This is a genomic window from Pseudomonas sp. BF-R-30 (assembly GCF_019956175.1).
Classification (GTDB): domain Bacteria; phylum Pseudomonadota; class Gammaproteobacteria; order Pseudomonadales; family Pseudomonadaceae; genus Aquipseudomonas; species Aquipseudomonas jessenii.
On record NZ_JAHBDE010000055.1, the window covers coordinates 198,418 to 220,412 of the forward strand.

General features: G+C 60.8%; 21 protein-coding genes. 14 read left to right on the plus strand and 7 right to left on the minus strand.

The window, feature by feature from the left end:
* Positions 1-5: 5 nt before the first annotated feature.
* The 7 genes from KGB20_RS23700 (at position 6) to hisC (ending at position 5,882) form a co-directional block, all read left to right on the plus strand.
* Positions 6-659, plus strand: a complete 654-nt coding sequence (locus KGB20_RS23700) for a phospholipid-binding protein MlaC (protein WP_150812804.1) — start codon at positions 6-8, stop codon at positions 657-659.
* Positions 656-961 (plus strand): lipid asymmetry maintenance protein MlaB, encoded by a 306-nt coding sequence (locus tag KGB20_RS23705; RefSeq protein ID WP_057716413.1) that lies wholly within the window; start codon positions 656-658, stop codon positions 959-961. The genes KGB20_RS23700 and KGB20_RS23705 overlap by 4 nt, the downstream gene beginning before the upstream one ends.
* Positions 962-1,075: 114 nt before the next feature.
* Entirely contained in the window at positions 1,076-1,315 is a 240-nt protein-coding gene (locus tag KGB20_RS23710) for a BolA family protein (RefSeq protein WP_020796650.1), read from the plus strand.
* Positions 1,316-1,337: 22 nt separating this feature from the next.
* Positions 1,338-2,603, plus strand: coding sequence for a UDP-N-acetylglucosamine 1-carboxyvinyltransferase (murA, locus tag KGB20_RS23715; RefSeq protein ID WP_056728381.1), 1,266 nt, complete (start codon positions 1,338-1,340; stop codon positions 2,601-2,603).
* A 125-nt stretch (positions 2,604-2,728) separates the two neighbouring features.
* Entirely contained in the window at positions 2,729-3,364 is a 636-nt protein-coding gene (gene hisG, locus KGB20_RS23720; RefSeq protein WP_008018703.1) for an ATP phosphoribosyltransferase, read from the plus strand.
* A 125-nt stretch (positions 3,365-3,489) separates the two neighbouring features.
* Complete coding sequence (hisD, locus tag KGB20_RS23725) at positions 3,490-4,827, plus strand: histidinol dehydrogenase (protein WP_057716412.1); 1,338 nt, start codon at positions 3,490-3,492, stop codon at positions 4,825-4,827.
* 2 nt (positions 4,828-4,829) lie between these two features.
* On the plus strand, positions 4,830-5,882 hold the full coding sequence (gene hisC / locus KGB20_RS23730; RefSeq protein ID WP_154861588.1) for a histidinol-phosphate transaminase: 1,053 nt from the start codon (positions 4,830-4,832) through the stop codon (positions 5,880-5,882).
* A gap of 137 nt (positions 5,883-6,019) precedes the next feature.
* On the opposite strand, the gene algW is transcribed toward hisC, so the two are convergent.
* Positions 6,020-7,180 (minus strand): Do family serine endopeptidase AlgW, encoded by a 1,161-nt coding sequence (gene algW / locus KGB20_RS23735; protein WP_150812803.1) that lies wholly within the window; start codon positions 7,178-7,180, stop codon positions 6,020-6,022.
* A 103-nt stretch (positions 7,181-7,283) separates the two neighbouring features.
* Between algW and KGB20_RS23740 the strand changes: the two genes are divergently transcribed.
* The 3 genes from KGB20_RS23740 to cysN all read left to right on the plus strand — a co-directional run bounded on the left by KGB20_RS23740 (position 7,284) and on the right by cysN (position 11,127).
* Positions 7,284-8,042 carry a Nif3-like dinuclear metal center hexameric protein gene (locus tag KGB20_RS23740; RefSeq protein WP_102669093.1) on the plus strand — a complete coding sequence of 253 codons (759 nt, stop codon included), beginning with the start codon at positions 7,284-7,286 and terminating at the stop codon, positions 8,040-8,042.
* Positions 8,043-8,301: 259 nt separating this feature from the next.
* A complete protein-coding gene (cysD, locus tag KGB20_RS23745) occupies positions 8,302-9,219 on the plus strand; it encodes a sulfate adenylyltransferase subunit CysD (RefSeq protein ID WP_008046199.1) in 918 nt (305 codons plus the stop codon).
* A 9-nt stretch (positions 9,220-9,228) separates the two neighbouring features.
* Entirely contained in the window at positions 9,229-11,127 is a 1,899-nt protein-coding gene (cysN, locus tag KGB20_RS23750) for a sulfate adenylyltransferase subunit CysN (protein WP_102669094.1), read from the plus strand.
* A 166-nt stretch (positions 11,128-11,293) separates the two neighbouring features.
* Here cysN and KGB20_RS23755 read toward each other — a convergent pair whose 3' ends face one another.
* From KGB20_RS23755 to KGB20_RS23765, 3 genes are read right to left on the minus strand one after another with little or no spacing between them, the layout of a single operon-like run.
* Entirely contained in the window at positions 11,294-12,199 is a 906-nt protein-coding gene (locus tag KGB20_RS23755; protein WP_150812802.1) for an acyltransferase, read from the minus strand.
* On the minus strand, positions 12,200-14,299 hold the full coding sequence (gene pta / locus KGB20_RS23760) for a phosphate acetyltransferase (RefSeq protein ID WP_154861596.1): 2,100 nt from the start codon (positions 14,297-14,299) through the stop codon (positions 12,200-12,202).
* Between the two features lie 60 nt (positions 14,300-14,359).
* Positions 14,360-14,686 carry a DUF3565 domain-containing protein gene (locus KGB20_RS23765; protein WP_057716672.1) on the minus strand — a complete coding sequence of 109 codons (327 nt, stop codon included), beginning with the start codon at positions 14,684-14,686 and terminating at the stop codon, positions 14,360-14,362.
* Here KGB20_RS23765 and KGB20_RS23770 point away from each other — a divergent pair.
* From KGB20_RS23770 to KGB20_RS23780, 3 genes are all read left to right on the plus strand, one after another.
* On the plus strand, positions 14,655-15,140 hold the full coding sequence (locus KGB20_RS23770) for a peptidylprolyl isomerase (RefSeq protein ID WP_007942189.1): 486 nt from the start codon (positions 14,655-14,657) through the stop codon (positions 15,138-15,140). The two genes, KGB20_RS23765 and KGB20_RS23770, sit on opposite strands and share 32 nt — an antisense overlap.
* A gap of 122 nt (positions 15,141-15,262) precedes the next feature.
* Positions 15,263-15,745 carry a glutathione peroxidase gene (locus tag KGB20_RS23775; RefSeq protein WP_150812800.1) on the plus strand — a complete coding sequence of 161 codons (483 nt, stop codon included), beginning with the start codon at positions 15,263-15,265 and terminating at the stop codon, positions 15,743-15,745.
* Positions 15,746-15,936: 191 nt separating this feature from the next.
* The gene (locus KGB20_RS23780) at positions 15,937-17,040 is read left to right on the plus strand and encodes an NADH:flavin oxidoreductase (RefSeq protein WP_154910432.1); all 1,104 of its coding nucleotides are present in this window, start codon (positions 15,937-15,939) and stop codon (positions 17,038-17,040) included.
* A gap of 119 nt (positions 17,041-17,159) precedes the next feature.
* On the opposite strand, the gene KGB20_RS23785 is transcribed toward KGB20_RS23780, so the two are convergent.
* Together KGB20_RS23785 and cysZ are read right to left on the minus strand one after the other, a co-directional pair.
* Positions 17,160-18,359, minus strand: coding sequence for a glycosyltransferase family 4 protein (locus KGB20_RS23785; protein WP_150812798.1), 1,200 nt, complete (start codon positions 18,357-18,359; stop codon positions 17,160-17,162).
* A 36-nt stretch (positions 18,360-18,395) separates the two neighbouring features.
* The gene (cysZ, locus tag KGB20_RS23790; RefSeq protein WP_102669099.1) at positions 18,396-19,148 is read right to left on the minus strand and encodes a sulfate transporter CysZ; all 753 of its coding nucleotides are present in this window, start codon (positions 19,146-19,148) and stop codon (positions 18,396-18,398) included.
* Positions 19,149-19,462: 314 nt separating this feature from the next.
* On the opposite strand from cysZ, the gene trxB reads away from it, so the two are divergent.
* Positions 19,463-20,419 carry a thioredoxin-disulfide reductase gene (gene trxB / locus KGB20_RS23795; protein WP_057716403.1) on the plus strand — a complete coding sequence of 319 codons (957 nt, stop codon included), beginning with the start codon at positions 19,463-19,465 and terminating at the stop codon, positions 20,417-20,419.
* Between the two features lie 182 nt (positions 20,420-20,601).
* Here the strand turns inward: trxB and KGB20_RS23800 are convergent, their stop codons facing one another.
* The gene (locus KGB20_RS23800) at positions 20,602-21,852 is read right to left on the minus strand and encodes an aspartate aminotransferase family protein (RefSeq protein WP_150812797.1); all 1,251 of its coding nucleotides are present in this window, start codon (positions 21,850-21,852) and stop codon (positions 20,602-20,604) included.
* Positions 21,853-21,995 lie beyond the last annotated feature (143 nt).

Here is a 21,995-nt window from a genome sequence, read left to right on the forward strand (position 1 = left end):
GTTAAATGATCTCTATCTTGCGACGTGGCCTGTTGGTAATGCTCGCGGTGTTTCCGTTGGTGTCCCACGCCGTAGCGGCGACTTCGGCGCACGATCTGGTGCAGGACACAACCAACCGTATGCTCGCGGACCTGGCGGCAAACAAAGAGAAGTACAAGCAGGATCCGCAAGACTTTTATGCGGCGCTGAACACCATCGTCGGGCCGGTCGTGGATGCCGAGGGTATTTCCAAGAGCATCATGACGGTCAAGTACTCGCGTAAAGCTACGCCTGCACAGATGAAGACCTTCGAAGAAAACTTCAAGAAGGGTCTGTTCCAGTTCTATGGCAATGCCTTGCTGGAGTACAACAACCAGGGCATCACCGTTGAACCGGCCAAAGACGAGTCGGGCGACCGTACCAGTGTAGGCATGACTGTCAAAGGCAGCAGCGGCTCGATCTATCCAGTGTCCTACACGCTGGAAAAGATCAACGGCGAGTGGAAACTGCGCAACGTCATCATCAATGGCATCAATATCGGCAAGCTGTTCCGCGATCAGTTCGCCGATGCGATGCAGCGCAATGGCAACGACCTGGACAAGACCATCAATAGTTGGGCCGGGGAAGTCGCCAAGGCCAAGGAAGCCACCGACAAGAAACCAGAGCAGTCAGCCCAATGAGTGAGTCGGCAGTCCAGATGGACGAAGCGGGCGAGCTGCGACTCAGTGGCGTGCTGGATTACCGCACCGGCCCTGGCCTGCGCGAGCAGGGCAAGGCGCTGATCAAGGCCAGCAACGCTGCAGCGCTGGTGGTCGATTGCTCGGCGGTAACCAAGTCCAGCAGTGTCGGTTTGTCGTTGCTGCTGTGCTTTATCCGTGATGCGCAGGAGGCCGGCAAGGCCCTGAGCATCCGTGGGATGCCGGAAGACATGCGTGAAATCGCTCAGGTCAGCGAGTTGACCGAGCTGTTGGCGCGTCCCTAACCCGCATCTATGAAGAAGCCCCCCGTCTGAGTCCTGCTTGGCGGGGTTCGCAGGCGCGGGGCTTTTTTGTATGATGTCCGACCCGCGCGCACAGGGCGCCGATTGAGGTTGAGCATGCAGGCCAACGAAGTTAAGAGCTTTCTTGAAGGAAAGCTGCCCGGAACGAAAGTAGAAGTCGAGGGCGAAGGCTGCAATTTCCAGCTGAACGTGATTAGCGATGAACTGGCGGCGTTGAGCCCGGTCAAGCGTCAGCAGCAGGTCTATGCCCATTTGAACCCATGGATCACCGATGGCAGCATCCATGCGGTCACTATGAAATTTTTCAGCAGCGCGGCCTGGGCCGAGCGCACCTGAGCCCAAGGGCGTCGAGATTCTTATGGATAAATTGATTATTACTGGCGGTGCTCGTCTTGACGGCGAGATCCGCATCTCCGGGGCAAAGAACTCTGCCCTGCCGATCCTGGCGGCTACCCTGCTGTGCGATGGCCCGGTGACTGTGGCCAACCTGCCGCACCTGCACGACATCACCACCATGATCGAGCTGTTCGGGCGCATGGGTATCGAACCTGTGATCGACGAGAAGCTGGCCGTCGAAATCGACCCGCGCACCATCAAGACCCTGGTCGCACCTTACGAACTGGTTAAAACCATGCGTGCGTCGATTCTGGTGCTCGGTCCGATGGTTGCTCGTTTCGGTGAAGCCGAAGTCGCCTTGCCTGGCGGTTGCGCTATCGGTTCGCGTCCGGTTGACCTGCACATCCGTGGCCTGGAAGCCATGGGCGCCGTCATCGACGTCGAAGGCGGCTACATCAAGGCCAAGGCGCCTGAAGGCGGCCTGCGCGGTGCGCACTTCTTCTTCGATACCGTCAGTGTGACCGGTACCGAAAACATCATGATGGCCGCAGCCTTGGCCAAGGGCCGTAGCGTCTTGCAAAACGCCGCTCGCGAGCCTGAAGTGGTCGACCTGGCGAACTTCCTGAACGCCATGGGCGCCAAGGTTTCCGGCGCCGGTACCGATACCATCACCATCGATGGCGTCGAGCGTCTGCACACCACCACTTATAAAGTAATGCCTGACCGCATCGAAACCGGCACCTATCTGGTGGCGGCGGCGGTGACCGGTGGTCGTGTGAAGGTCAAGGATACGGATCCGACCATCCTCGAAGCCGTTCTGGAAAAACTCCGTGAGTCCGGTGCCGAAATCACCTGTGGCGAAGACTGGATCGAGCTGAACATGCACGGTAAGCGTCCGAAAGCCGTCAACGTGCGGACCGCTCCGTACCCGGCGTTCCCGACCGACATGCAGGCGCAGTTCATCTCCCTCAACGCCATTGCCGAAGGCACCGGCGCTGTGATCGAGACGATCTTCGAAAACCGCTTCATGCACGTCTACGAGCTGCACCGCATGGGCGCCAAGATCCAGGTCGAAGGCAACACCGCCATCGTCACCGGCACCGAAAAGCTCAAGGGCGCGCCAGTAATGGCGACCGACCTGCGTGCTTCGGCCAGCCTGGTGATCTCGGCCCTGATCGCCGAAGGCGACACGCTGATCGACCGCATCTACCACATAGACCGTGGCTACGAGTGCATCGAAGAAAAACTGCAGATGCTGGGCGCCAAGATCCGTCGCGTTCCGGGCTAGTCCCTGCTGTATGGGCATAAGGACATGCCCGTTGATTTGTTGAAGTCGAGCCGTTTTCGGCTCGATGTGTGTCCGGCGCCATTTGCGACCGGGCATGAGTACCTTGATAAGGACTGACGTTTCCCATGTTGACCATCGCACTGTCCAAGGGCCGCATCCTTGACGACACCCTGCCGCTTCTGGCTGAAGCGGGCATCGTGCCGACCGAGAATCCGGACAAGAGCCGCAAGCTGATCATTCCCACGACCCAGGAAGATGTACGCCTGCTGATCGTGCGTGCCACCGATGTGCCGACTTACGTCGAGCATGGTGCCGCCGACCTCGGTGTCGCCGGTAAAGATGTGCTGATGGAGTACGGCGGCCAGGGCCTGTACGAGCCGCTGGACCTGCAAATTGCCCAGTGCAAGCTGATGACCGCCGGCAAGGTCGGCGCGGTCGAGCCCAAGGGCCGCCTGCGTATCGCCACCAAGTTCGTCAACGTTGCCAAGCGCTACTACGCCGAGCAGGGCCGTCAGGTCGACATCATCAAGCTCTACGGTTCGATGGAGCTGGCGCCGCTGATCGGCCTGGCGGACAAGATCATCGACGTGGTCGACACGGGTAACACGCTGCGGGCCAACGGTCTGGAGCCACAGGATTTCATTGCTGCCATCAGCTCCCGGCTGATCGTCAACAAAGCTTCGATGAAGATGCAGCACGCCCGTATCCAGGCGTTGATCGACACCCTGCGCAAGGCAGTGGAGTCTCGACACCGCGGCTGATTCACCTGCGCGACGTTAAGTCGCGCCCGTCTATCCGCCTCATAGCCAGAATTCTCAGGTGCCCAAGCGGATGGAGTGCTAGCTTCGGGCGCCTGAGTTTTTGCCATTCCTATGAGGCTCTCGCTATGACCGCACCGACTGCAATTCGCCGACTCAACGCTGCTGACCCGGATTTCGCGCATCATCTGGATCATCTGCTGAGCTGGGAAAGTGTGTCTGACGACTCGGTCAATCAGCGGGTGCTGGACATCATCAAGGCTGTGCGTGAACGTGGTGACGCAGCACTGGTGGACTTTACCCGCCAGTTCGACGGCCTGGACGTGAAGTCCATGGCCGACCTGATCCTGCCGCGTGAGCGTCTGGAATTGGCACTGACGCGCATTACCGTGGCTCAGCGCGAAGCGCTGGAAGTCGCCGCCGCCCGTGTGCGCAGCTACCACGAAAAACAGAAGCAGGACTCCTGGAGCTACACCGAGGCCGACGGCACCGTGCTGGGCCAGAAAGTCACGCCGCTGGACCGTGCCGGCCTGTACGTACCCGGTGGTAAGGCGTCGTACCCGTCGTCGGTGTTGATGAACGCGATTCCGGCCAAGGTCGCCGGCGTCACCGAAGTGGTCATGGTCGTACCGACCCCGCGCGGTGAAATCAATGAACTGGTGCTGGCCGCTGCCTGCATCGCCGGCGTCGACCGTGTGTTCACCATCGGTGGTGCTCAAGCCGTTGCCGCATTGGCTTACGGCACCGAAAGCGTGCCGAAGGTCGATAAAGTGGTCGGCCCGGGCAACATCTATGTCGCCACCGCCAAGCGCCACGTGTTCGGCCAGGTCGGAATCGACATGATCGCCGGTCCCTCCGAGATCCTCGTGGTGTGCGACGGCCAGACCGATCCGGACTGGATCGCCATGGACCTGTTCTCCCAGGCCGAGCACGACGAAGACGCCCAGGCGATTCTGGTCAGCCCCGACGCCGAATTCCTCGACAAGGTCGCCGCCAGCATCGCCAAGCTGATGCCGACCATGGAGCGCGCCGCGATCATCGAAACCTCGATCAATGGCCGTGGTGCACTGATCAAGGTGCGCGACATGGAGCAAGCCATCGAAGTGGCCAACCGCATCGCGCCGGAGCACCTCGAATTGTCCGTTGCCGATCCACAAGCCTGGCTGCCGCAGATCCGCCACGCCGGCGCGATCTTCATGGGCCGCCACACCTCTGAAGCCTTGGGCGACTACTGCGCAGGTCCCAACCACGTGTTGCCGACCTCCGGCACCGCGCGTTTCTCCTCGCCGCTGGGTGTGTACGACTTCCAGAAACGCTCGTCGATCATCTTCTGTTCCGAGCAGGGCGCTTCCGAGTTGGGCAAAACCGCTTCCGTGCTGGCCCGTGGCGAATCGCTGACCGCCCACGCGCGTAGCGCCGAGTACCGCATCGTCGACGAAGACTTTCCACAAGGGCAGGGGAACTGAACATGAGTAAATTCTGGAGCCCGTTCGTCAAGAATCTGGTGCCTTACGTCCCGGGCGAGCAGCCGAAGCTGGCAAAACTGGTGAAGCTCAACACCAATGAAAATCCGTACGGTCCATCGCCCAAAGCCTTGGCCGCGATGCAAACCGAACTGAACGACAACCTGCGTCTGTACCCGGACCCGAACAGCGATCTGCTGAAGAACGCGGTCGCCAGGTACTACGGTGTGCAAAGCAATCAAGTGTTCCTCGGCAACGGTTCCGATGAAGTGCTGGCGCACATCTTCCACGGTTTGCTGCAGCACGATCAGCCGCTGTTGTTCCCGGACATCAGCTACAGCTTCTACCCGGTCTACTGCGGTTTGTACGGCATCAAGTTCGACGCGGTGCCGCTGGACGAGCAGTTCCAGATCAACCCGGCGGACTATGCCAGGCCGAACGGCGGGATCATCTTCCCCAACCCGAACGCGCCGACCGGCTGCCTGTTGGCGCTGGAAGCGGTCGAGCAGATTCTCAAGGCAAGCCCGGATTCGGTGGTGGTGGTCGACGAGGCCTACATCGACTTCGGTGGCGAGACGGCAATCACCCTAGTGGACCGTTATCCGAACCTGCTGGTGACCCAGACCCTGTCCAAGTCCCGTTCCCTGGCGGGCCTGCGGGTTGGATTGGCGGTCGGCCATCCGGACCTGATCGAGGCGCTGGAGCGGATCAAGAACAGCTTCAACTCCTATCCGCTGGATCGCATGGCGAATGTCGGCGCTGCCGCCGCGTTCGAGGATCGCGAGTATTTCGACAAGACCTGCCGGTTGGTGATCGAGAATCGCGAGAAGGTCGTTGCACAGCTGGAGGAGAAGGGTTTTGAAGTGCTGCCATCGGCGGCGAACTTCATTTTTGCCCGTCACCCCCGGCACGATGCGGCGGGGCTTGCGGCGAAGCTGCGCGAGCAAGGCGTGATCGTTCGGCACTTCAAGCAGGAGCGGATTGCCCAGTTCCTGCGGATCTCCATTGGCACGCCAGAGCAGAATCAGGCGCTGATCGACGGTTTAGGCGATCTCTAAACCAACCCCCGAACCTGTGGGAGCGAGCTTGCTCGCGATAGCGGATTTACAGTCAACGAGTATGTTGAATGTTATTGCCTCATCGTCGGAGCGCCGCCCGGAGCAAGCTCGCTCCCACAGGTTTTTGGGTTGTCCGCTTACTCTTCTTCTTTTTCCTTGATCGGAGCCGGCGGCGGACGCAGGCCGATTTCAGCCATCAGCTTGAGCTCCTTGCCGTTGCGCATCACCTCGATCGCGACCTTGTCGGTCGGCTTGATCCGCGCTACCTGATTCATCGAGCGACGGCCATCACCGGCCGGTTCGCCATCGATGGCAAGAATCACATCACCCAGTTGCAGACCGGCCTTCTGTGCCGGGCCATCGCGGAAAATTCCCGCCACGACAATGCCTGGGCGACCGGACAAGCCGAACGACTCGGCCAGTTCCTGGGTCAGCGGCTGCACCTCGATACCCAGCCAGCCACGAATCACCTGGCCGTGCTCGATGATCGACTTCATCACTTCCATCGCCAGCTTCACGGGGATTGCGAACCCAATGCCCTGGGAGCCCCCGGACTTGGAAAAGATCGCCGTGTTGATACCGGTCAGGTTGCCGATGGCATCCACCAGCGCACCGCCTGAGTTGCCCGGGTTGATCGCCGCATCTGTCTGGATGAAGTCTTCGTAGTTGTTCAGGCCCAATTGATTGCGCCCGGTGGCGCTGATGATGCCCATGGTTACGGTCTGGCCGACGCCGAACGGGTTGCCGATGGCCAGCGCGACATCGCCGATGCGGATGTTGTCGGAACGCCCCACGGTGATCGCCGGCAAGTTTTTCAAGTCGATTTTCAGAACCGCGAGGTCAGTCTCCGGGTCGCTGCCGATCACTCGCGCCAGGGTTTCCCGGCCGTCCTTGAGCGCCACCACGATCTGGTCGGCACCGCTGGTCACGTGGTTGTTGGTCAGGATGTAGCCTTCCGGGCTCATGATCACGCCGGAACCGAGGCTCGACTCCATGCGTTTCTGCTTGGGCGAGTTATCGCCGAAGAAGCGACGAAACTGCGGATCTTCGAACAGCGGATGGTTGGGTTTGTTGATGACTTTGGTGGTGTACAGGTTCACCACCGATGGCGCGGCGGTGGATACCGCTTCGGCATAAGACACCGGACCCTGCTGCATGCTGGTGGTTTGCGGCGCTTGTTGCAGATTGACGTCGAGGCTCGGGAGCCCGACCCACTGCGGGTAACGCTGGATTATCAAAAGAGCGACAAGCACGCCGGCCAACAGCGGCCAGCCGGAAAAACGCAGCGCCTTGAGCATTAAGCAGTTCCTGAGAGAGTTGCAGGCGGTCTGAGACCGCTCATAATGACGCGCATTATACGAGGCCGCGCGCGCCTCTGAACGGGATATTTAGGAGTCTTTTATGGCCGTCGCCCTGAGCACCCTGGTCGAAGAAGCTGACCGCTACCTCAACAGCGCCAAAATCGCCGATTATTGCCCCAACGGCCTGCAGGTCGAGGGGCGGCCACAAGTGATGCGCATTGTCAGTGGCGTCACCGCCAGCCAGGCCCTGCTCGATGCGGCCGTGGAGGCCAACGCAGACCTGGTGCTGGTGCATCATGGCTACTTCTGGAAGGGTGAAAACCCGTGCATCACCGGCATGAAGCAGCGTCGCTTGAAGACCCTGCTCAAGCACGATATCAGCCTGTTGTCCTATCACCTGCCGCTGGACCTGCACCCGGACGTCGGTAATAACGCGCAGCTCGCGCGACAGCTCGACATCACCGTCGAAGGACCGCTGGATCCGGACAACCTGAAGATTGTCGGCCTGGTCGGCTCGCTGAACGAGCCAATGATGCCCCGGGATTTCGCCCGCCGCGTCCAGGAAGTGATGGGGCGTGAGCCACTGTTGATCGAAGGCAGCGCCATGATCCGCCGCGTCGGCTGGTGCACCGGTGGTGGCCAGGGTTACATCGATCAAGCCATTCTGGCGGGTGTCGATCTGTACCTCAGCGGTGAGGCTTCCGAGCAAACCTTCCACAGCGCCAGGGAAAACGACATCAGCTTCATCGCCGCCGGTCACCATGCGACCGAGCGCTACGGCGTTCAGGCGCTGGGGGATTATCTGGCCCGTCGGTTTGCGCTGGAGCACATCTTCATCGATTGCCCGAATCCGATCTGACGAAACGCTATCCCTGTAGGAGCGAGCCTTGCTCGCGATGTACCCGAGAACACCGCGGGGTGTCAGACTCCCAGCGTTATCGTTGACGCCCATCGCGAGCAGGCTCGCTCCTACAGAGCGCCGTTCTGCCCAAACGGGCAGGCATATTCATATGCTCTTTCGATCTAGTTGGCGTCCTGATTAGAAGGGGGCGCTGTGCTAGGATCCCCGCTCGAACACGGCCCGGTGGCCGTTCATAAGAAAGTTTTCGTGAGTAGCCATGGTCGACAAACTGACGCATCTGAAACAGCTGGAGGCGGAAAGCATCCACATCATCCGCGAGGTGGCCGCCGAGTTCGATAACCCGGTGATGCTGTACTCCATCGGTAAAGACTCCGCCGTGATGCTGCATCTGGCACGCAAGGCGTTCTTCCCGGGCAAGCTGCCGTTTCCGGTGATGCACGTCGACACTCGCTGGAAATTCAAGGAGATGTACAGCTTCCGCGACAAGATGGTCGCCGAGCTGGGCCTCGACCTGATCACCCACGTCAACCCGGACGGCGTGGCGCAGGACATCAACCCGTTCACCCACGGCAGCGCCAAGCACACCGACATCATGAAGACCGAGGGCCTCAAGCAGGCACTCGACAAGTATGGTTTCGACGCAGCATTCGGCGGCGCCCGTCGCGATGAAGAGAAATCCCGCGCCAAAGAGCGCGTGTACTCGTTCCGCGACAGCAAGCACCGCTGGGATCCGAAAAACCAGCGCCCCGAGCTGTGGAACGTCTACAACGGCAAGGTCAACAAGGGCGAGTCGATCCGCGTCTTCCCGCTGTCGAACTGGACCGAGCTGGACATCTGGCAGTACATCTACCTGGAAGGCATTCCGATCGTTCCGCTGTATTTCGCCGCCGAGCGTGAAGTCATCGAGAAGAACGGCACGCTGATCATGATCGACGACGAGCGCATCCTCGAACACCTGAGCGACGAAGACAAAGCGCGCATCGTCAAAAAGAAAGTGCGTTTCCGTACCCTTGGTTGCTACCCGTTGACGGGCGCGGTGGAGTCCGAGGCCGAAAGCCTCACGGACATCATTCAGGAAATGCTCCTGACGCGAACTTCCGAGCGCCAGGGCCGTGTCATCGACCACGATGGCGCAGGCTCGATGGAAGACAAAAAACGTCAGGGTTATTTCTAAGGGGTTGTCATGTCGCACGCATCTGATTTGATCAGCGAGGACATCCTCGCCTACCTGGGCCAGCACGAACGTAAAGAGCTGCTGCGCTTTCTGACCTGCGGTAACGTCGACGACGGCAAGAGCACCCTGATCGGGCGCCTGCTGCACGACTCCAAGATGATCTACGAAGATCACCTGGAAGCCATTACCCGCGATTCGAAAAAAGTCGGCACCACCGGCGAAGACATCGACCTGGCGCTGCTGGTCGACGGCCTGCAGGCCGAGCGTGAACAAGGCATCACCATCGATGTCGCGTACCGCTACTTCTCCACCGCCAAGCGCAAATTCATCATCGCCGACACCCCAGGCCACGAGCAGTACACCCGCAACATGGCCACCGGTGCCTCCACCTGTGACCTGGCGATCATCCTGGTCGACGCCCGTTACGGCGTGCAGACCCAGACCCGTCGCCACAGCTTCATCGCCTCGTTGCTGGGCATCAAGCACATAGTCGTGGCCATCAACAAGATGGACCTCAAGGACTTCGACCAGGGTGTGTTCGAGTCGATCAAGGCCGACTACCTGCAGTTCGCCGAAGGCTTGAAGATGAAGCCCACCACGATGCACTTCGTGCCGATGTCTGCGCTGAAAGGCGACAACGTGGTGAACAAATCCGAGCGCTCTCCGTGGTACACCGGCCAGTCGCTGATGGAGATCCTCGAGACCGTGGAAGTGGCGGGCGATCGCAACTTCACCGACCTGCGTTTCCCGGTGCAGTACGTCAACCGTCCGAACCTGAACTTCCGTGGCTTCGCCGGCACCCTGGCCAGCGGCATCGTCAAGAAAGGCGACGAAGTCGTGGTCCTGCCGTCGGGCAAGAGCAGCCGCGTGAAATCCATCGTCACCTTCGAAGGTGAGCTGGAGCACGCAGGTCCTGGTCAGGCTGTAACGCTGACCATGGAAGACGAAATCGATATTTCCCGTGGCGACCTGTTGGTGCATGCCGACAACGTGCCACCAGTCACCGACAGCTTCGAAGCGATGCTGGTGTGGATGGCTGAGGAACCGATGCTGCCGGGCAAGAAGTACGACATCAAACGCGCCACCAGTTACGTGCCGGGCTCCATCGCCAGCATCGTCAACAAGGTCGACGTGAACACCCTGGAAGAAGGTCCGGCCAGCGCGTTGCAGCTGAACGAAATCGGCAAGGTCAAGATCGCGCTCGATGCGCCGATTGCCCTTGACGGTTACGACAGCAACCGCACCACCGGCGCCTTCATCATCATCGACCGCTTGACCAACGGCACCGTTGGCGCGGGCATGATCGTCGCCCAGCCTTTGGCCCATGGCACCAGCACGCACCACGGCAAACTGGCCCACGTTGCCACCGAAGAACGCGCACAGCGCTTCGGCCAGCAACCGGCCACCGTGTTGTTCAGCGGCTTGTCGGGCGCAGGCAAAAGCACCCTGGCGTATGCGGTTGAACGCAAGCTGTTCGACATGGGCCGTGCGGTGTTCGTGCTCGATGGCCAGAACCTGCGTCACGACCTGAACAAAGGTCTGCCACAGGATCGCGCCGGGCGTACCGAGAACTGGCGTCGTGCCGCGCACGTGGCGCGTCAGTTCAACGAGGCTGGCCTGCTGACCCTCGCTGCGTTCGTTGCCCCTAGTGCCGAAGGGCGCGAACAGGCCCGGGAACTGATCGGCAAGGAGCGTCTGCTGACGGTCTACGTCCAGGCTTCGCCAACGGTCTGCGCCGAGCGTGATCCGCAAGGTTTGTACGCGGCGGCCGGGGATAACATCCCGGGCGAGTCCTTCCCGTACGATGTGCCGCTGGATGCCGACCTGGTGATCGACACCCAGTCCGTGTCGCTGGAGGAAGGCGTCAAGCAAGTGCTGGGTCTGCTGCGTGAGCGTGGCGCGATCTAAGCCTTAGCCAGAAAAAAGAAACCCGCCGATGAGTGATCATCGGCGGGTTTTTTTTGGTCAACTCGGTCAAATGTGGGAGCGGGCTTGCTCGCGAAAGCGGTGGATCAGTCAGCATCCATGTTGAATGTCAGTCCGTATTCGCGAGCAAGCCCGCTCCCACATTGGTTCAGCGGCGGTCTGGGAATTCGTGGTGCATCTGGTCCAGCAACGCATCCTTGTCCTGCCACAACTGATTGATCCAGCCCTGAAACTGCAGGCGGTACTCACCATCCTGGTCGTAGTTCTTGCCGATGAACTGCGGCGGGATCTTCAGCTCCTCAAAGTGCACCACCACGTCCGCAACGTTCCCGCACAGCAAATCCCAGAAACCCGGGCGCCCGGCGGGGTAGTGGATGGTCACGTTGACGAGGGATTCAAGCTGCTCACCCATCGCATCCAGCACAAAGGCAATGCCGCCGGCCTTGGCCTTGAGCAGGTACTTGAAGGGTGACTGCTGTTGCTTGTGCTTGCCCTCGGTGAAGCGCGTGCCTTCGACGAAGTTGAAAATGCCCACCGGGTTGTCGCGGAATTTCGCACAGGTCTTACGGGTGGTTTCCAGGTCCTTGCCTTTCTTCTCCGGGTGCTTTTCCAGATAGGCCTTGGAGTAACGCTTCATGAACGGAAAGCCCAGCGCCCACCAGGCCAGACCGATCACCGGAACCCAGATCAGCTCCTGCTTGAGAAAGAACTTCAGCGGCTGAATGCGCCGGTTTAGCACGTATTGCAGCACCAGGATGTCGACCCAGCTCTGGTGGTTGCTGGTGATCAGGTACGAATGCTGATAGTCGAGGCCTTGCAGGCCGCTGACGTGCCAGCGTGTGCGGCGCACCAGGTTCATCCAGCCTTTGTTGATGCTGATCCAGGCTTCGTGGGTATGGCTCATCAGCCAGCCCGCGAGGCGCTGGGTGAGGGCGAACGGCAATACCTTGACGAGTGCCACGCAGAACAGGAACGAGCAGAGCAGAATCGTGTTCAATGCCAACAGCAGCGAGGCGATCACGCCCCGCAGCGCAGCAGGTAAGAAATCCAGCATTTACACATCCATAGGTCGGTTGGCGGCTTGAATCGCGGTCAGGGCGATGGTGTAGACGATGTCATCGACCTGCGCGCCGCGCGGCAAATCGTTCACCGGTTTGCGCAGGCCTTGCAGCATCGGCCCGAGGCTGACGCAGTCGGCGCTGCGCTGTACGGCCTTGTGCGTGGTATTGCCGGTGTTGAGGTCGGGGAATACGTAAACCGTGGCACGACCGGCCACCTGACTGTTCGGCGCCAGTTGCCGGGCCACGCTTTCGTTGGCGGCGGCGTCGTACTGCAAGGGGCCGTCGATCAGCAGCGAGTGCTGTTGTTCGTGGGCGAGCAGGGTTGCTTCGCGGACCTTCTCGACTTCTTCACCGCTGGCCGACTCGCCGCTGGAGTAGCTGATCATCGCCACCCGTGGCGTGATGCCGAACGCGGCGGCCGAATCAGCGCTTTGCAGGGCGATCTCGGCCAGTTCACTGGCGCTCGGGTGCGGGTTCATCACGCAGTCGCCGTAGACCAGCACCTCTTCCGGAAACAGCATGAAGAACACCGACGACACCAGGGTGCAGCCTGGCGCGGTTTTAATCAGCTGCAGGGCCGGGCGGATGGTGTTGGCGGTGGTGTTGATCACGCCCGATACGAGGCCGTCGACTTCATCCAGGGCCAGCATCATGGTGCCGATCACCACGGTGTCTTCCAGTTGTTGCTCGGCCATCGGCGCATTGAGGCTTTTGCTTTTGCGCAGCGCGACCATCGGCTCGACATAGCGTTCGCGGATCGAGTCCGGATCAATGATTTCCAGGCCCGGTGGCAGCTCGATGCCCTGGGCACGGGCGACGGCCTGCACGTCCTCGGGCTTGGCCAGCAACACACAGCGAGCGATGCCACGGGCCTGGCAGATCGCGGCGGCCTGCACGGTCAGCGGCTCGCTGCCTTCGGGCAGTACGATGCGCTTGTTGGCCGCCTGGGCGCGCTGGATCAATTGATAGCGGAAAACCGCTGGCGACAGGCGCATTTCCCGTGGCGTACCGCAGCGCTGGTGCAGCCAGTTGGCATCGAGATGGCCGGCGATGAAATCGGTGATGATTTCGGCGCGCTCGCGGTCATCGATGGGGATTTCCTTGTTCAGGCCATTGAGCAGGTTGGCGGTGTCGTAGGAGCCGGTACTCACCGACAGCACCGGCAAACCAGCCTGCAGGGCGCCACGGCACAGGTCCATGATGCGTGGGTCGGGCAGGGTGTCGCTGGTCAGCAGCAGGCCGGCGAGCGGCACGCCGTTCAAGGCCGCGAGGCTGACGGCGAGGATGATGTCGTCGCGGTCGCCGGGGGTCACCACCAGCACGCCGGGCTTGAGCAACTCCACGGTGTTGCGCATGGTGCGGGCGCAAATGATGATCTTGGTCATGCGCCGGGTTTCGTAATCACCGGCGTTGAGCACTTGCGCGCCCATCAGGTCGGCGACGTCGCGGGTGCGCGGGGCGTTCAGTTCCGGCTGGAACGGAATGCAGCCGAGCAAGCGGAAATCACCGCTGCGCAGCAACGGCGAATGCTCTTTCAGGCGCGTGGCGAAGGCCTCCATGCTTTCTTCGGTCTTGACCTTGTTGAGGATCACACCGAGGACTTTCGGGTCTTTCGGGCCGCCGAACAACTGCGCCTGCAACTCGACGCGACCGGAGAGCTCGATCAGCACTTCGTTTTCCGGTGCCGAGACCAGGATCACCTCGGCATCGAGGCTCTTGGCCAGGTGCAGGTTGACCCGCGCGGCATAACTGGCGCTGCGGGTCGGCACCATGCCTTCGACGATCAGCACGTCCTTGCCGATGGCAGCCTGCTGATAAAGGGTGATGATTTCTTCGAGCAACTCATCGAGCTGGCCGTCGCCGAGCATGCGCTCGACATGGGCCAGGCCCAGAGGCTGCGGCGGTTTCAAGCCGTGGGTACGCGCCACCAGTTCGGTGGAGCGTTCCGGGCCCGTGTCGCCCGGATGCGGCTGGGCAATCGGTTTGAAAAAACCGACCTTGAGCCCGGCCCGCTCAAGGGTGCGCACCAGCCCGAGGCTGATGGAGGTCAGACCCACACCAAAATCGGTGGGTGCGATAAAAAAAGTTTGCATGCGGATTCTCTGAAGGAGCATGGCAAAGGTGATCATCTATATCTGACGATCTACCGAAATTCAGTCGCCAAGGTTATCGCTAACCGAGCCCTGTGCGCACCAACCGCAAGCAAAGGGCTGGCCTATTTTTTCAAGGCGTTGCACAGGGTCCATGACCCAGGCGCGGGATTGCCAGGGGGGCTGGTGCCGCAGGTGCTGGGTGTGGCCGCAGGAAAGCTCGGCCACCCAGTGTCCGTCCTCGTCCTGATGGAAGCCTGTGATCGTCGAATCCCGTCTGTCCGGGTTGTGTTCGCTTTCGGACGATTGCTTCGCTAAACTTGGCCTTTCAATTTTCCTATGCAAAAGGTCTCGCCCCATGCTGATCGCCGCCAATAAGGCTGTCTCCATCGACTATACCCTGACCAACGACGCTGGTGAGGTCATCGACAGCTCCGCCGGCGGCGCGCCGCTGGTCTACCTGCAAGGTGCAGGCAACATCATCCCGGGCTTGGAAAAGGCTCTGGAAGGCAAGGCTGTCGGCGACGAGCTGACCGTAGCCGTTGAACCGGAAGACGCTTACGGCGAATACGCCGCCGAACTGGTCAGCACCCTGAGCCGCAGCATGTTCGAAGGCGTCGACGAGCTGGAAGTGGGCATGCAGTTCCACGCTTCCGCTCCGGACGGCCAGATGCAGATCGTGACCATCCGTGATCTGGACGGCGACGACGTCACCGTTGACGGCAACCACCCGTTGGCCGGTCAGCGCCTGAATTTCCAGGTCAAGATCGTTGCCATCCGTGACGCCAGCCAGGAAGAAATCGCTCATGGTCACGTCCATGGCGAAGGTGGCCATCACCACTGATTTCTGCGCTAAGCTCAGATAACTGGAGAGGCGCCTTGTGGGCGCCTTTTTAGTCTGCGGCCGTCCCTGATGACACCGCCAAGTGGCTGTTTCGAGAAGAACACGGGAATCTGGAGTACGCCATGAGTGCTTTTCACGACCTTAAATTGACAGCCCTGGATGGACAGGAGCTACCTCTGGCGCCTTTCAAAGGCCAAGTCGTATTGGTGGTCAACGTCGCCTCCAAATGCGGCCTGACCCCGCAGTACGCGGCGCTGGAAAACCTCCATCAGCAATTCAAGGCCAAGGGCTTCAGCGTCCTGGGCTTGCCGTGCAACCAGTTTGCCGGGCAGGAACCGGGGACCGAGCAGGAAATCAAGGATTTCTGCAGCCTCAACTATGGCGTGACCTTTCCGTTGTCCAGCAAGCTGGAAGTCAACGGGCATGAACGTCATCAGTTGTATCGCCTGCTGGCGGGAGAGGGCGCGGAGTTTCCCGGCGACATCACCTGGAACTTCGAGAAGTTCCTGCTGGGCAAGGACGGGCGTGTGCTGGCTCGGTTCTCGCCACGCACGGCGCCGGATGATCCGACCATCGTTCACGCGATTGAAAAAGCCCTGAGCTGATATCCCCCCCTATAAGAGCGAGCTCGCTCGCGATGGTTGTAGCAACACCGCGGGGCATCAGACCGCCAGCGTTATCGTTGACCACCATCGCGAGCAAGCTCGCTCCTACATCACCCAAATCAATAGTGCTGTTCAGTACGCGCGAACCTCCATATTATCGCCGTCATAAAGTCATTCCTGTGGAGCGTCCCATGCCCGTCAAAGCCCTGTTCAAACCGTTCCACCTCGGCACCCTCGAACTGCCGACCCGCGTCGTCATGGCGCCGATGACTCGCTCCTTTTCCCCAGGCGGCGTGCCTAATTCCAAAGTGATCGAGTACTACCGTCGCCGCGCCGCAGCCGGCGTCGGCCTGATCATCACCGAAGGCACTACCGTCGGTCACAAGGCTTCCAACGGCTACCCGAACGTTCCGCATTTCTATGGCGAAGCAGCCCTGGCCGGTTGGAAGAAAGTCGTCGACGCCGTTCACGCCGAAGGCGGCAAGATTGTTCCGCAGTTGTGGCACGTGGGCAGCGTGCGCCGTATCGGCACCGAGCCGGACGCCAGCGTGCCGGGTTATGGTCCGTCTGAAAAAGTGAAGGAAGGCCAGGTCGTGGTTCACGGCATGACCAAACAGGATATCCAGGACGTGATCTCCGCGTTCGCCCAGGCTGCCAGGGATGCCCAGAGCATCGGTATGGACGGCGTGGAAATCCACGGTGCCCACGGTTATCTGGTGGACCAGTTCTTCTGGGAAGGCAGCAACCAGCGTACCGACGAATACGGCGGCAGCCTGGCCAACCGTTCGCGCTTCGCCATTGAATTGATTCAGGCCGTGCGTGCCGCGGTCGGTGAAGGTTTCCCGATCATCTTCCGTTTCTCCCAGTGGAAGCAGCAGGACTACACCGCACGTCTGGTGCAAACCCCTGAAGCCTTGGGCGAGTTCCTCAAGCCGTTGGCCGACGCGGGCGTGGACATTTTCCACTGTTCGACCCGCCGCTTCTGGGAGCCGGAGTTCGACGGTTCCGAGCTGAACCTGGCTGGCTGGACCCGCCAACTCACCGGCAAGCCGACCATCACCGTGGGCAGCGTCGGCCTGGACGGCGAGTTCCTGCAGTTCATGGTCAATACCGACAAGGTCGCACAGCCGGCCAGCCTGGAAAAACTGCTGGAGCGCCTGAACAACGATGAGTTCGACCTGGTGGCGGTCGGTCGTGCCTTGCTGGTGGACCCGGACTGGGCGCAGAAAGTGCGTGACGGCCGCGAGGAAGACATTCTGCCGTTCAGCCGTGAGGCGTTGATGACGCTGGTTTAAGCGGCGACCGGGAAGGCCTCATCGCGAGCAAGCTCGCTCCCACAGGGGATTTGTGTACGACACAGAACCAATGTAGGAGCGGGCTTGCTCGCGAAGACTGACTAAAGAGCACTGCAAAATCAGGGAACAGTCGGCGCATTCGGCACCACCATCTCCCCGGCACAGGCCCCGCGCAACTGTCCCTCGAACTGCTCGATAATCGTCGCCCAACCCTGGCGACTGGCATGCTGGCGCGCATTGAGCCTGACATTGCGCAAGGCTTCCCTTTCCTCCAGCAGCCATGCCGCTGCATCGCAGAACGCTTCTTCATCCCCCGGCATCGCCAATACGCCGTTGTAGCCATGACGAATATGCTGGGCGGCCGCCGCCTGGTCGTAGGCCACCACGCCGAGCCCGGAGGCAAGTGCTTCAAGCACCACATTGCCAAAGGTTTCGGTCAGACTGGGGAACAGAAACACGTCGCCCGACGCGTAATGACACGCCAGGGCTTCACCCCGTTGGGTGCCGCAGAAAACCGCCTCGGGCATTTCGTTTTCCAGTTCCTGGCGCTGCGGGCCATCGCCGACCACGATCAGTTTCAGCGTGCGCTGGGGATAACTCGCCTTGAGGGTATTGAAGGTGCGCTTGAGCAGGCCAAGGTTTTTTTCCGGGGCCAGGCGTCCGACATGAATGACGGCGATGTCTGCCTCGGCCAGCCCCCATTGCTCGCGCAGGGCATTCAAGCGTTTGGCCGGGTGAAACAATTCGCTGTCGACCCCTCGGGACAGCAGCGCCAGGCGCTCGAAATGCCGCCGCTCAAGTTCCATGCGTTGGCTGACGCTGGGCACCAGGGTCATGGTCGAGCGGTTGTGGAACCAGCGCAGGTAGTGAGTCAGCAGGCGCGTGAGCAAACCAAGCCCGTACTGGTTGGAGTACTGCTGGAAATTGGTGTGGAAACCGCTGACCACGGAAATTCCCAGTCGCCGTGCCGCACGCAACGCAGAGAGACCCAGCGGGCCCTCGGTGGCGATGTAGAGCACATCCGGGCGGTGACGCGTCCAGCGCCGCAGCAGCTTGTGCATCGACGACTGACCCCATTGCAGGCCGGGATAGCCCGGCAGTGGCCAGCCGCGGCACAGCAGCAATTCATCGTCGCTGCCCAGTTGCTGGTCGCAGCCCTGACGCGGCCGCACCAGTTCCACTTGATGCCCGCGCGCGCGCAAACCGTCGCACAAGCGACCAAGGGTATTGGCCACGCCGTTGATTTCCGGTGGGAAGGTTTCGGTGATCAGGGTGATATGCAGAGCTGTCGTCATGACCCCAGTGTCGGCTGGGGCCATGTCGTCAGTGTGACGTCGGGATGATGGATTTGTGACTCAGCGCTGGGTTACCAGGTTTTCTGCCCCGCGTTCACGCACCCAGAACAGCGTCGCCCCGGCCACGGCCGCCGGCATCATCAGGATGTTCACCACCGGGATCAGCAGCACCAGGTACACGCTGCCGCCGAAGCTCATGCTCTGCCAGCGCTTCTCGCGCAGCCAGGCGAGCATCTCGTTCCAGCCCAGCTTGTGGTTGTCCGCCGGGTAGTCGATGTACTGGATCGCCATCATCCACACCCCGAACAACAGCCACAGCGGCGCGGCGATGATGTTCACCACCGGGATGAACGAGAGGATGAACAGCCCGATCGCCCGGGGCAGAAAATAGCCGAGCTTGCGCATTTCCCGGGCCAGGGTACGCGGAATCATGGCGATCAACTCGCCCCAACTGAAGGCCGGGAAGTCGTCGGTGCCGCGCACCACCACTTCGACTTTCTCCGCGAGGAAGCCGTTGAACGGCGCGGCAATGACGTTGGCGAGCATGGTGAAGGAGAAGAACACCATCAACACCACCAGCACCACGAACAATGGCCAGAGGATGTAGCTGAGAAAACTCAGCCAGTCGGGCAGCGATGGCATCAAGGTGTCGACCCACAGGCTGAATTGATGGCTGGCCAGGTAGATCAATCCGACGAACAGCACCAGGTTGATTGCCAACGGCAACAGCACAAACAAACGCAGGCTGGGGCTCAACACCAGCTTGAGGCCTTCGCGCAGGTATTGCGGGCCGGACAGTACAGGGGCGGGCATAAAGTGCTCCGAGCAGAGGGAAAACGCGCCGACCTTACCGGCTTTGCTTCGCAGACGAAAGCGCGGTGGCGGTATCGACATTCACTGTAACAAAGACGTCGATATCGTCGGTCAGATGCCATAGAGACCACCTATGAGCTGGATTGTTAAACCGTATTTCCTTAATCTTCGCCCCCTCGATACGCTGCACCCAATCTTTTTACAGGACGGTCGGGTCAAGCCTTCCCCAAGTGCTTTCAACCGTTCTTTTTTATTCCAGCCGGCAATCCGGCGTTCCGTGCCAGGTATTCCGGGCCGGTCAACAGGAGCAGGTCATGTCTGAAGTCCGTCATTCGCGAGTGATTATTCTCGGTTCCGGCCCTGCCGGTTACAGCGCTGCGGTCTATGCCGCCCGTGCCAACCTCAAGCCACTGCTGATCACCGGCATGCAGGCCGGCGGTCAACTGACCACCACCACCGAAGTCGACAACTGGCCGGGCGACGTCCACGGCCTGACCGGCCCGGCGCTGATGGAGCGGATGCGTGAGCACGCCGAGCGCTTTGAAACCGAGATCGTTTTCGATCACATCAATGCCGTCGACTTCGCCGCCAAGCCATACACCCTGACCGGCGACAGCGCGACTTACACCTGTGACGCCCTGATCATCGCCACCGGCGCCAGCGCTCGTTACCTGGGCCTGCCATCGGAAGAAACCTTCATGGGCAAAGGCGTTTCGGCCTGTGCGACCTGCGACGGTTTCTTCTATCGCAACAAGCCGGTGGCCGTGGTCGGCGGCGGCAACACCGCTGTTGAGGAAGCCCTGTATCTGGCCAACATCGCCAGCAAAGTCACCCTGATCCACCGTCGTGAAACCTTCCGCGCCGAGAAGATCCTGATCGACAAGCTGAACGCCCGTGTCGCCGAAGGCAAGATCGAGCTGAAGCTGAACGCGACCCTGGACGAAGTGCTGGGCGACAACATGGGCGTGACCGGTGCCCGCCTGAAGAACAACGACGGCAGCTTCGACGAAGTGAAAGTCGACGGCGTGTTCATCGCCATCGGCCATACCCCGAACACTTCGCTGTTCGAAGGCCAGTTGACCCTCAAAGACGGCTACCTGGTTGTGCAGGGCGGCCGTGACGGCAACGCCACTGCCACCAGCCTCGAAGGTATCTTCGCCGCTGGTGACGTGGCTGACCACGTGTACCGTCAGGCCATCACCTCGGCTGGCGCAGGTTGCATGGCGGCACTGGATGCCGAGCGTTACCTCGACAATCTGCAGAACGCTTGATTCTGTTTTCGTCGAAATGAAAAAACCGGCTTCGGCCGGTTTTTTTGTGCCCGCGATTTAATGCCGAACACATTCCAATGTGGGAGCGGGCTTGCTCGCGAATGCGGTGTGTCATTCAGTTTTTATGTCGACTGACACTACGCTTTCGCGAGCAAGCCCGCTCCCGCAGGGGGGGCGTAGGTTCAGGCCAATTTCTTCAGGCACGCCTCCAGGATATCCAAACCTTCTTCAAGCACCGCCGCCTCGATGGTCAGCGGCGCCAGCAAGCGAATGATGTGCCGCGACTTGCCGCTGGGCATCAGCAGCAAACCGGCGTCGCGCGCCAGTGCCAGCAGTTGGGTCAATTGTGTCGGTGCGGGCGAGCCATCGGCGTTGATCAGCTCGATACCACGCATGGCGCCGACGCCGGTCAGGCGTCCCAGGTACGGCGTCAGGTTGTTCGCGCGCCAGGTCGCGTGGCGACCGACAATCGCTTCTTCCTGTTGGGTGCCCCAGGCATGCAGGTTGGCATCGGTCATTTCGTCCAGGGTTGCCAGTGCCGCTGCACAGGCGATGGGATTGCCGGAGTAAGTGCCACCGAGTCCGCCCTTGGGCAAATTGTCGAGCAGCGACTTGCGCCCGACCACCGCACCCAGCGGCACGCCGCCGGCGATGCTTTTGCCGAGCAGGATCAGATCGGGCTCGATGCCCAACCGCGAGAAGGCGAAACGCTCCCCGGTACGGCCGAAACCGGACTGGATTTCATCGGCGATCAGCACAATGCCCTTGTCGTCGCAGAACTTGCGCAGCGCCTGGGCGAACTCGACGTCCATGGCCAGGAAACCCGCTTCACCCTGCACCGGTTCGACGATAAAGCAGGCGACGTCTTCGACATCGATCTCGACGCTGAACAGGCGCTCCATGGCTTTGAGGGCCTCGGCACAGGTGACGCCGTTGTCCTGGCTGGGGAAGGGCAGGTGAAACACCGGCCCCGGCAACACGCCGACTTTTTGTTTGTACGGCGCGACTTTGCCATTGAGGTTGAGGGTGGCCAGTGTGCGGCCGTGGAAAGCGCCGTCGAAGGCGATGACCGCGCTGCGGCCGGTGGCGCCACGGACGATCTTCAGGGCGTTTTCCGCCGCTTCCGCGCCGCTGTTGGTGAGCATGCCGCTGACCGGGTAACCCACAGGCATGAATGCGCTGAGGCAATCCATCAGTTCGAGGTAAGGCTCATGGGGCGCAGCGTTGAACGCGTAGTGGGTCAGACGGGTGGCTTGTTCGCGAATGGCTTCGACGATGCGCGGATGGCAATGGCCGAGGTTCAACACACCGATGCCGCCGACAAAGTCGATGTAGCGTTTGCCATCGGTGTCCCAGACCTCGGCATTCTTGCCGTGGCTGAGCGTGACAGGGTGAACGATGTTGATCGACTGGCTGATGGTTTCGCTGCGCATGAATGACCGGCTCGGAAGAAGAAGGACTTCTTTTTATCTAAGCCGTGAGCGGTGGTACGGGGCAAACGAAATAAAGTTGCCGGGTCAATCTTAAAAGTCGGGTTGTGCTTGTGATCAATTGCGCGCCATGAACGCAAAACCTG

Coding starts and splice junctions, on each gene's coding strand:
- algW (WP_150812803.1), bottom strand. CDS start 7,180: ATGCTCAAGGCGCTGCGTTTTTCCGGCTGGCCGCTGTTGGCCGGCGTG.
- hisC (WP_154861588.1), top strand. CDS start 4,830: ATGAGTAAATTCTGGAGCCCGTTCGTCAAGAATCTGGTGCCTTACGTC.
- cysN (WP_102669094.1), top strand. CDS start 9,229: ATGTCGCACGCATCTGATTTGATCAGCGAGGACATCCTCGCCTACCTG.
- cysZ (WP_102669099.1), bottom strand. CDS start 19,148: ATGCCCGCCCCTGTACTGTCCGGCCCGCAATACCTGCGCGAAGGCCTC.
- KGB20_RS23770 (WP_007942189.1), top strand. CDS start 14,655: ATGCTGATCGCCGCCAATAAGGCTGTCTCCATCGACTATACCCTGACC.
- KGB20_RS23765 (WP_057716672.1), bottom strand. CDS start 14,686: ATGGAGACAGCCTTATTGGCGGCGATCAGCATGGGGCGAGACCTTTTG.
- KGB20_RS23800 (WP_150812797.1), bottom strand. CDS start 21,852: ATGCGCAGCGAAACCATCAGCCAGTCGATCAACATCGTTCACCCTGTC.
- KGB20_RS23700 (WP_150812804.1), top strand. CDS start 6: ATGATCTCTATCTTGCGACGTGGCCTGTTGGTAATGCTCGCGGTGTTT.
- KGB20_RS23785 (WP_150812798.1), bottom strand. CDS start 18,359: ATGGCCCCAGCCGACACTGGGGTCATGACGACAGCTCTGCATATCACC.
- hisD (WP_057716412.1), top strand. CDS start 3,490: ATGACCGCACCGACTGCAATTCGCCGACTCAACGCTGCTGACCCGGAT.
- KGB20_RS23705 (WP_057716413.1), top strand. CDS start 656: ATGAGTGAGTCGGCAGTCCAGATGGACGAAGCGGGCGAGCTGCGACTC.
- hisG (WP_008018703.1), top strand. CDS start 2,729: ATGTTGACCATCGCACTGTCCAAGGGCCGCATCCTTGACGACACCCTG.
- cysD (WP_008046199.1), top strand. CDS start 8,302: ATGGTCGACAAACTGACGCATCTGAAACAGCTGGAGGCGGAAAGCATC.
- trxB (WP_057716403.1), top strand. CDS start 19,463: ATGTCTGAAGTCCGTCATTCGCGAGTGATTATTCTCGGTTCCGGCCCT.
- KGB20_RS23775 (WP_150812800.1), top strand. CDS start 15,263: ATGAGTGCTTTTCACGACCTTAAATTGACAGCCCTGGATGGACAGGAG.
- KGB20_RS23755 (WP_150812802.1), bottom strand. CDS start 12,199: ATGCTGGATTTCTTACCTGCTGCGCTGCGGGGCGTGATCGCCTCGCTG.
- murA (WP_056728381.1), top strand. CDS start 1,338: ATGGATAAATTGATTATTACTGGCGGTGCTCGTCTTGACGGCGAGATC.
- KGB20_RS23740 (WP_102669093.1), top strand. CDS start 7,284: ATGGCCGTCGCCCTGAGCACCCTGGTCGAAGAAGCTGACCGCTACCTC.
- pta (WP_154861596.1), bottom strand. CDS start 14,299: ATGCAAACTTTTTTTATCGCACCCACCGATTTTGGTGTGGGTCTGACC.
- KGB20_RS23710 (WP_020796650.1), top strand. CDS start 1,076: ATGCAGGCCAACGAAGTTAAGAGCTTTCTTGAAGGAAAGCTGCCCGGA.
- KGB20_RS23780 (WP_154910432.1), top strand. CDS start 15,937: ATGCCCGTCAAAGCCCTGTTCAAACCGTTCCACCTCGGCACCCTCGAA.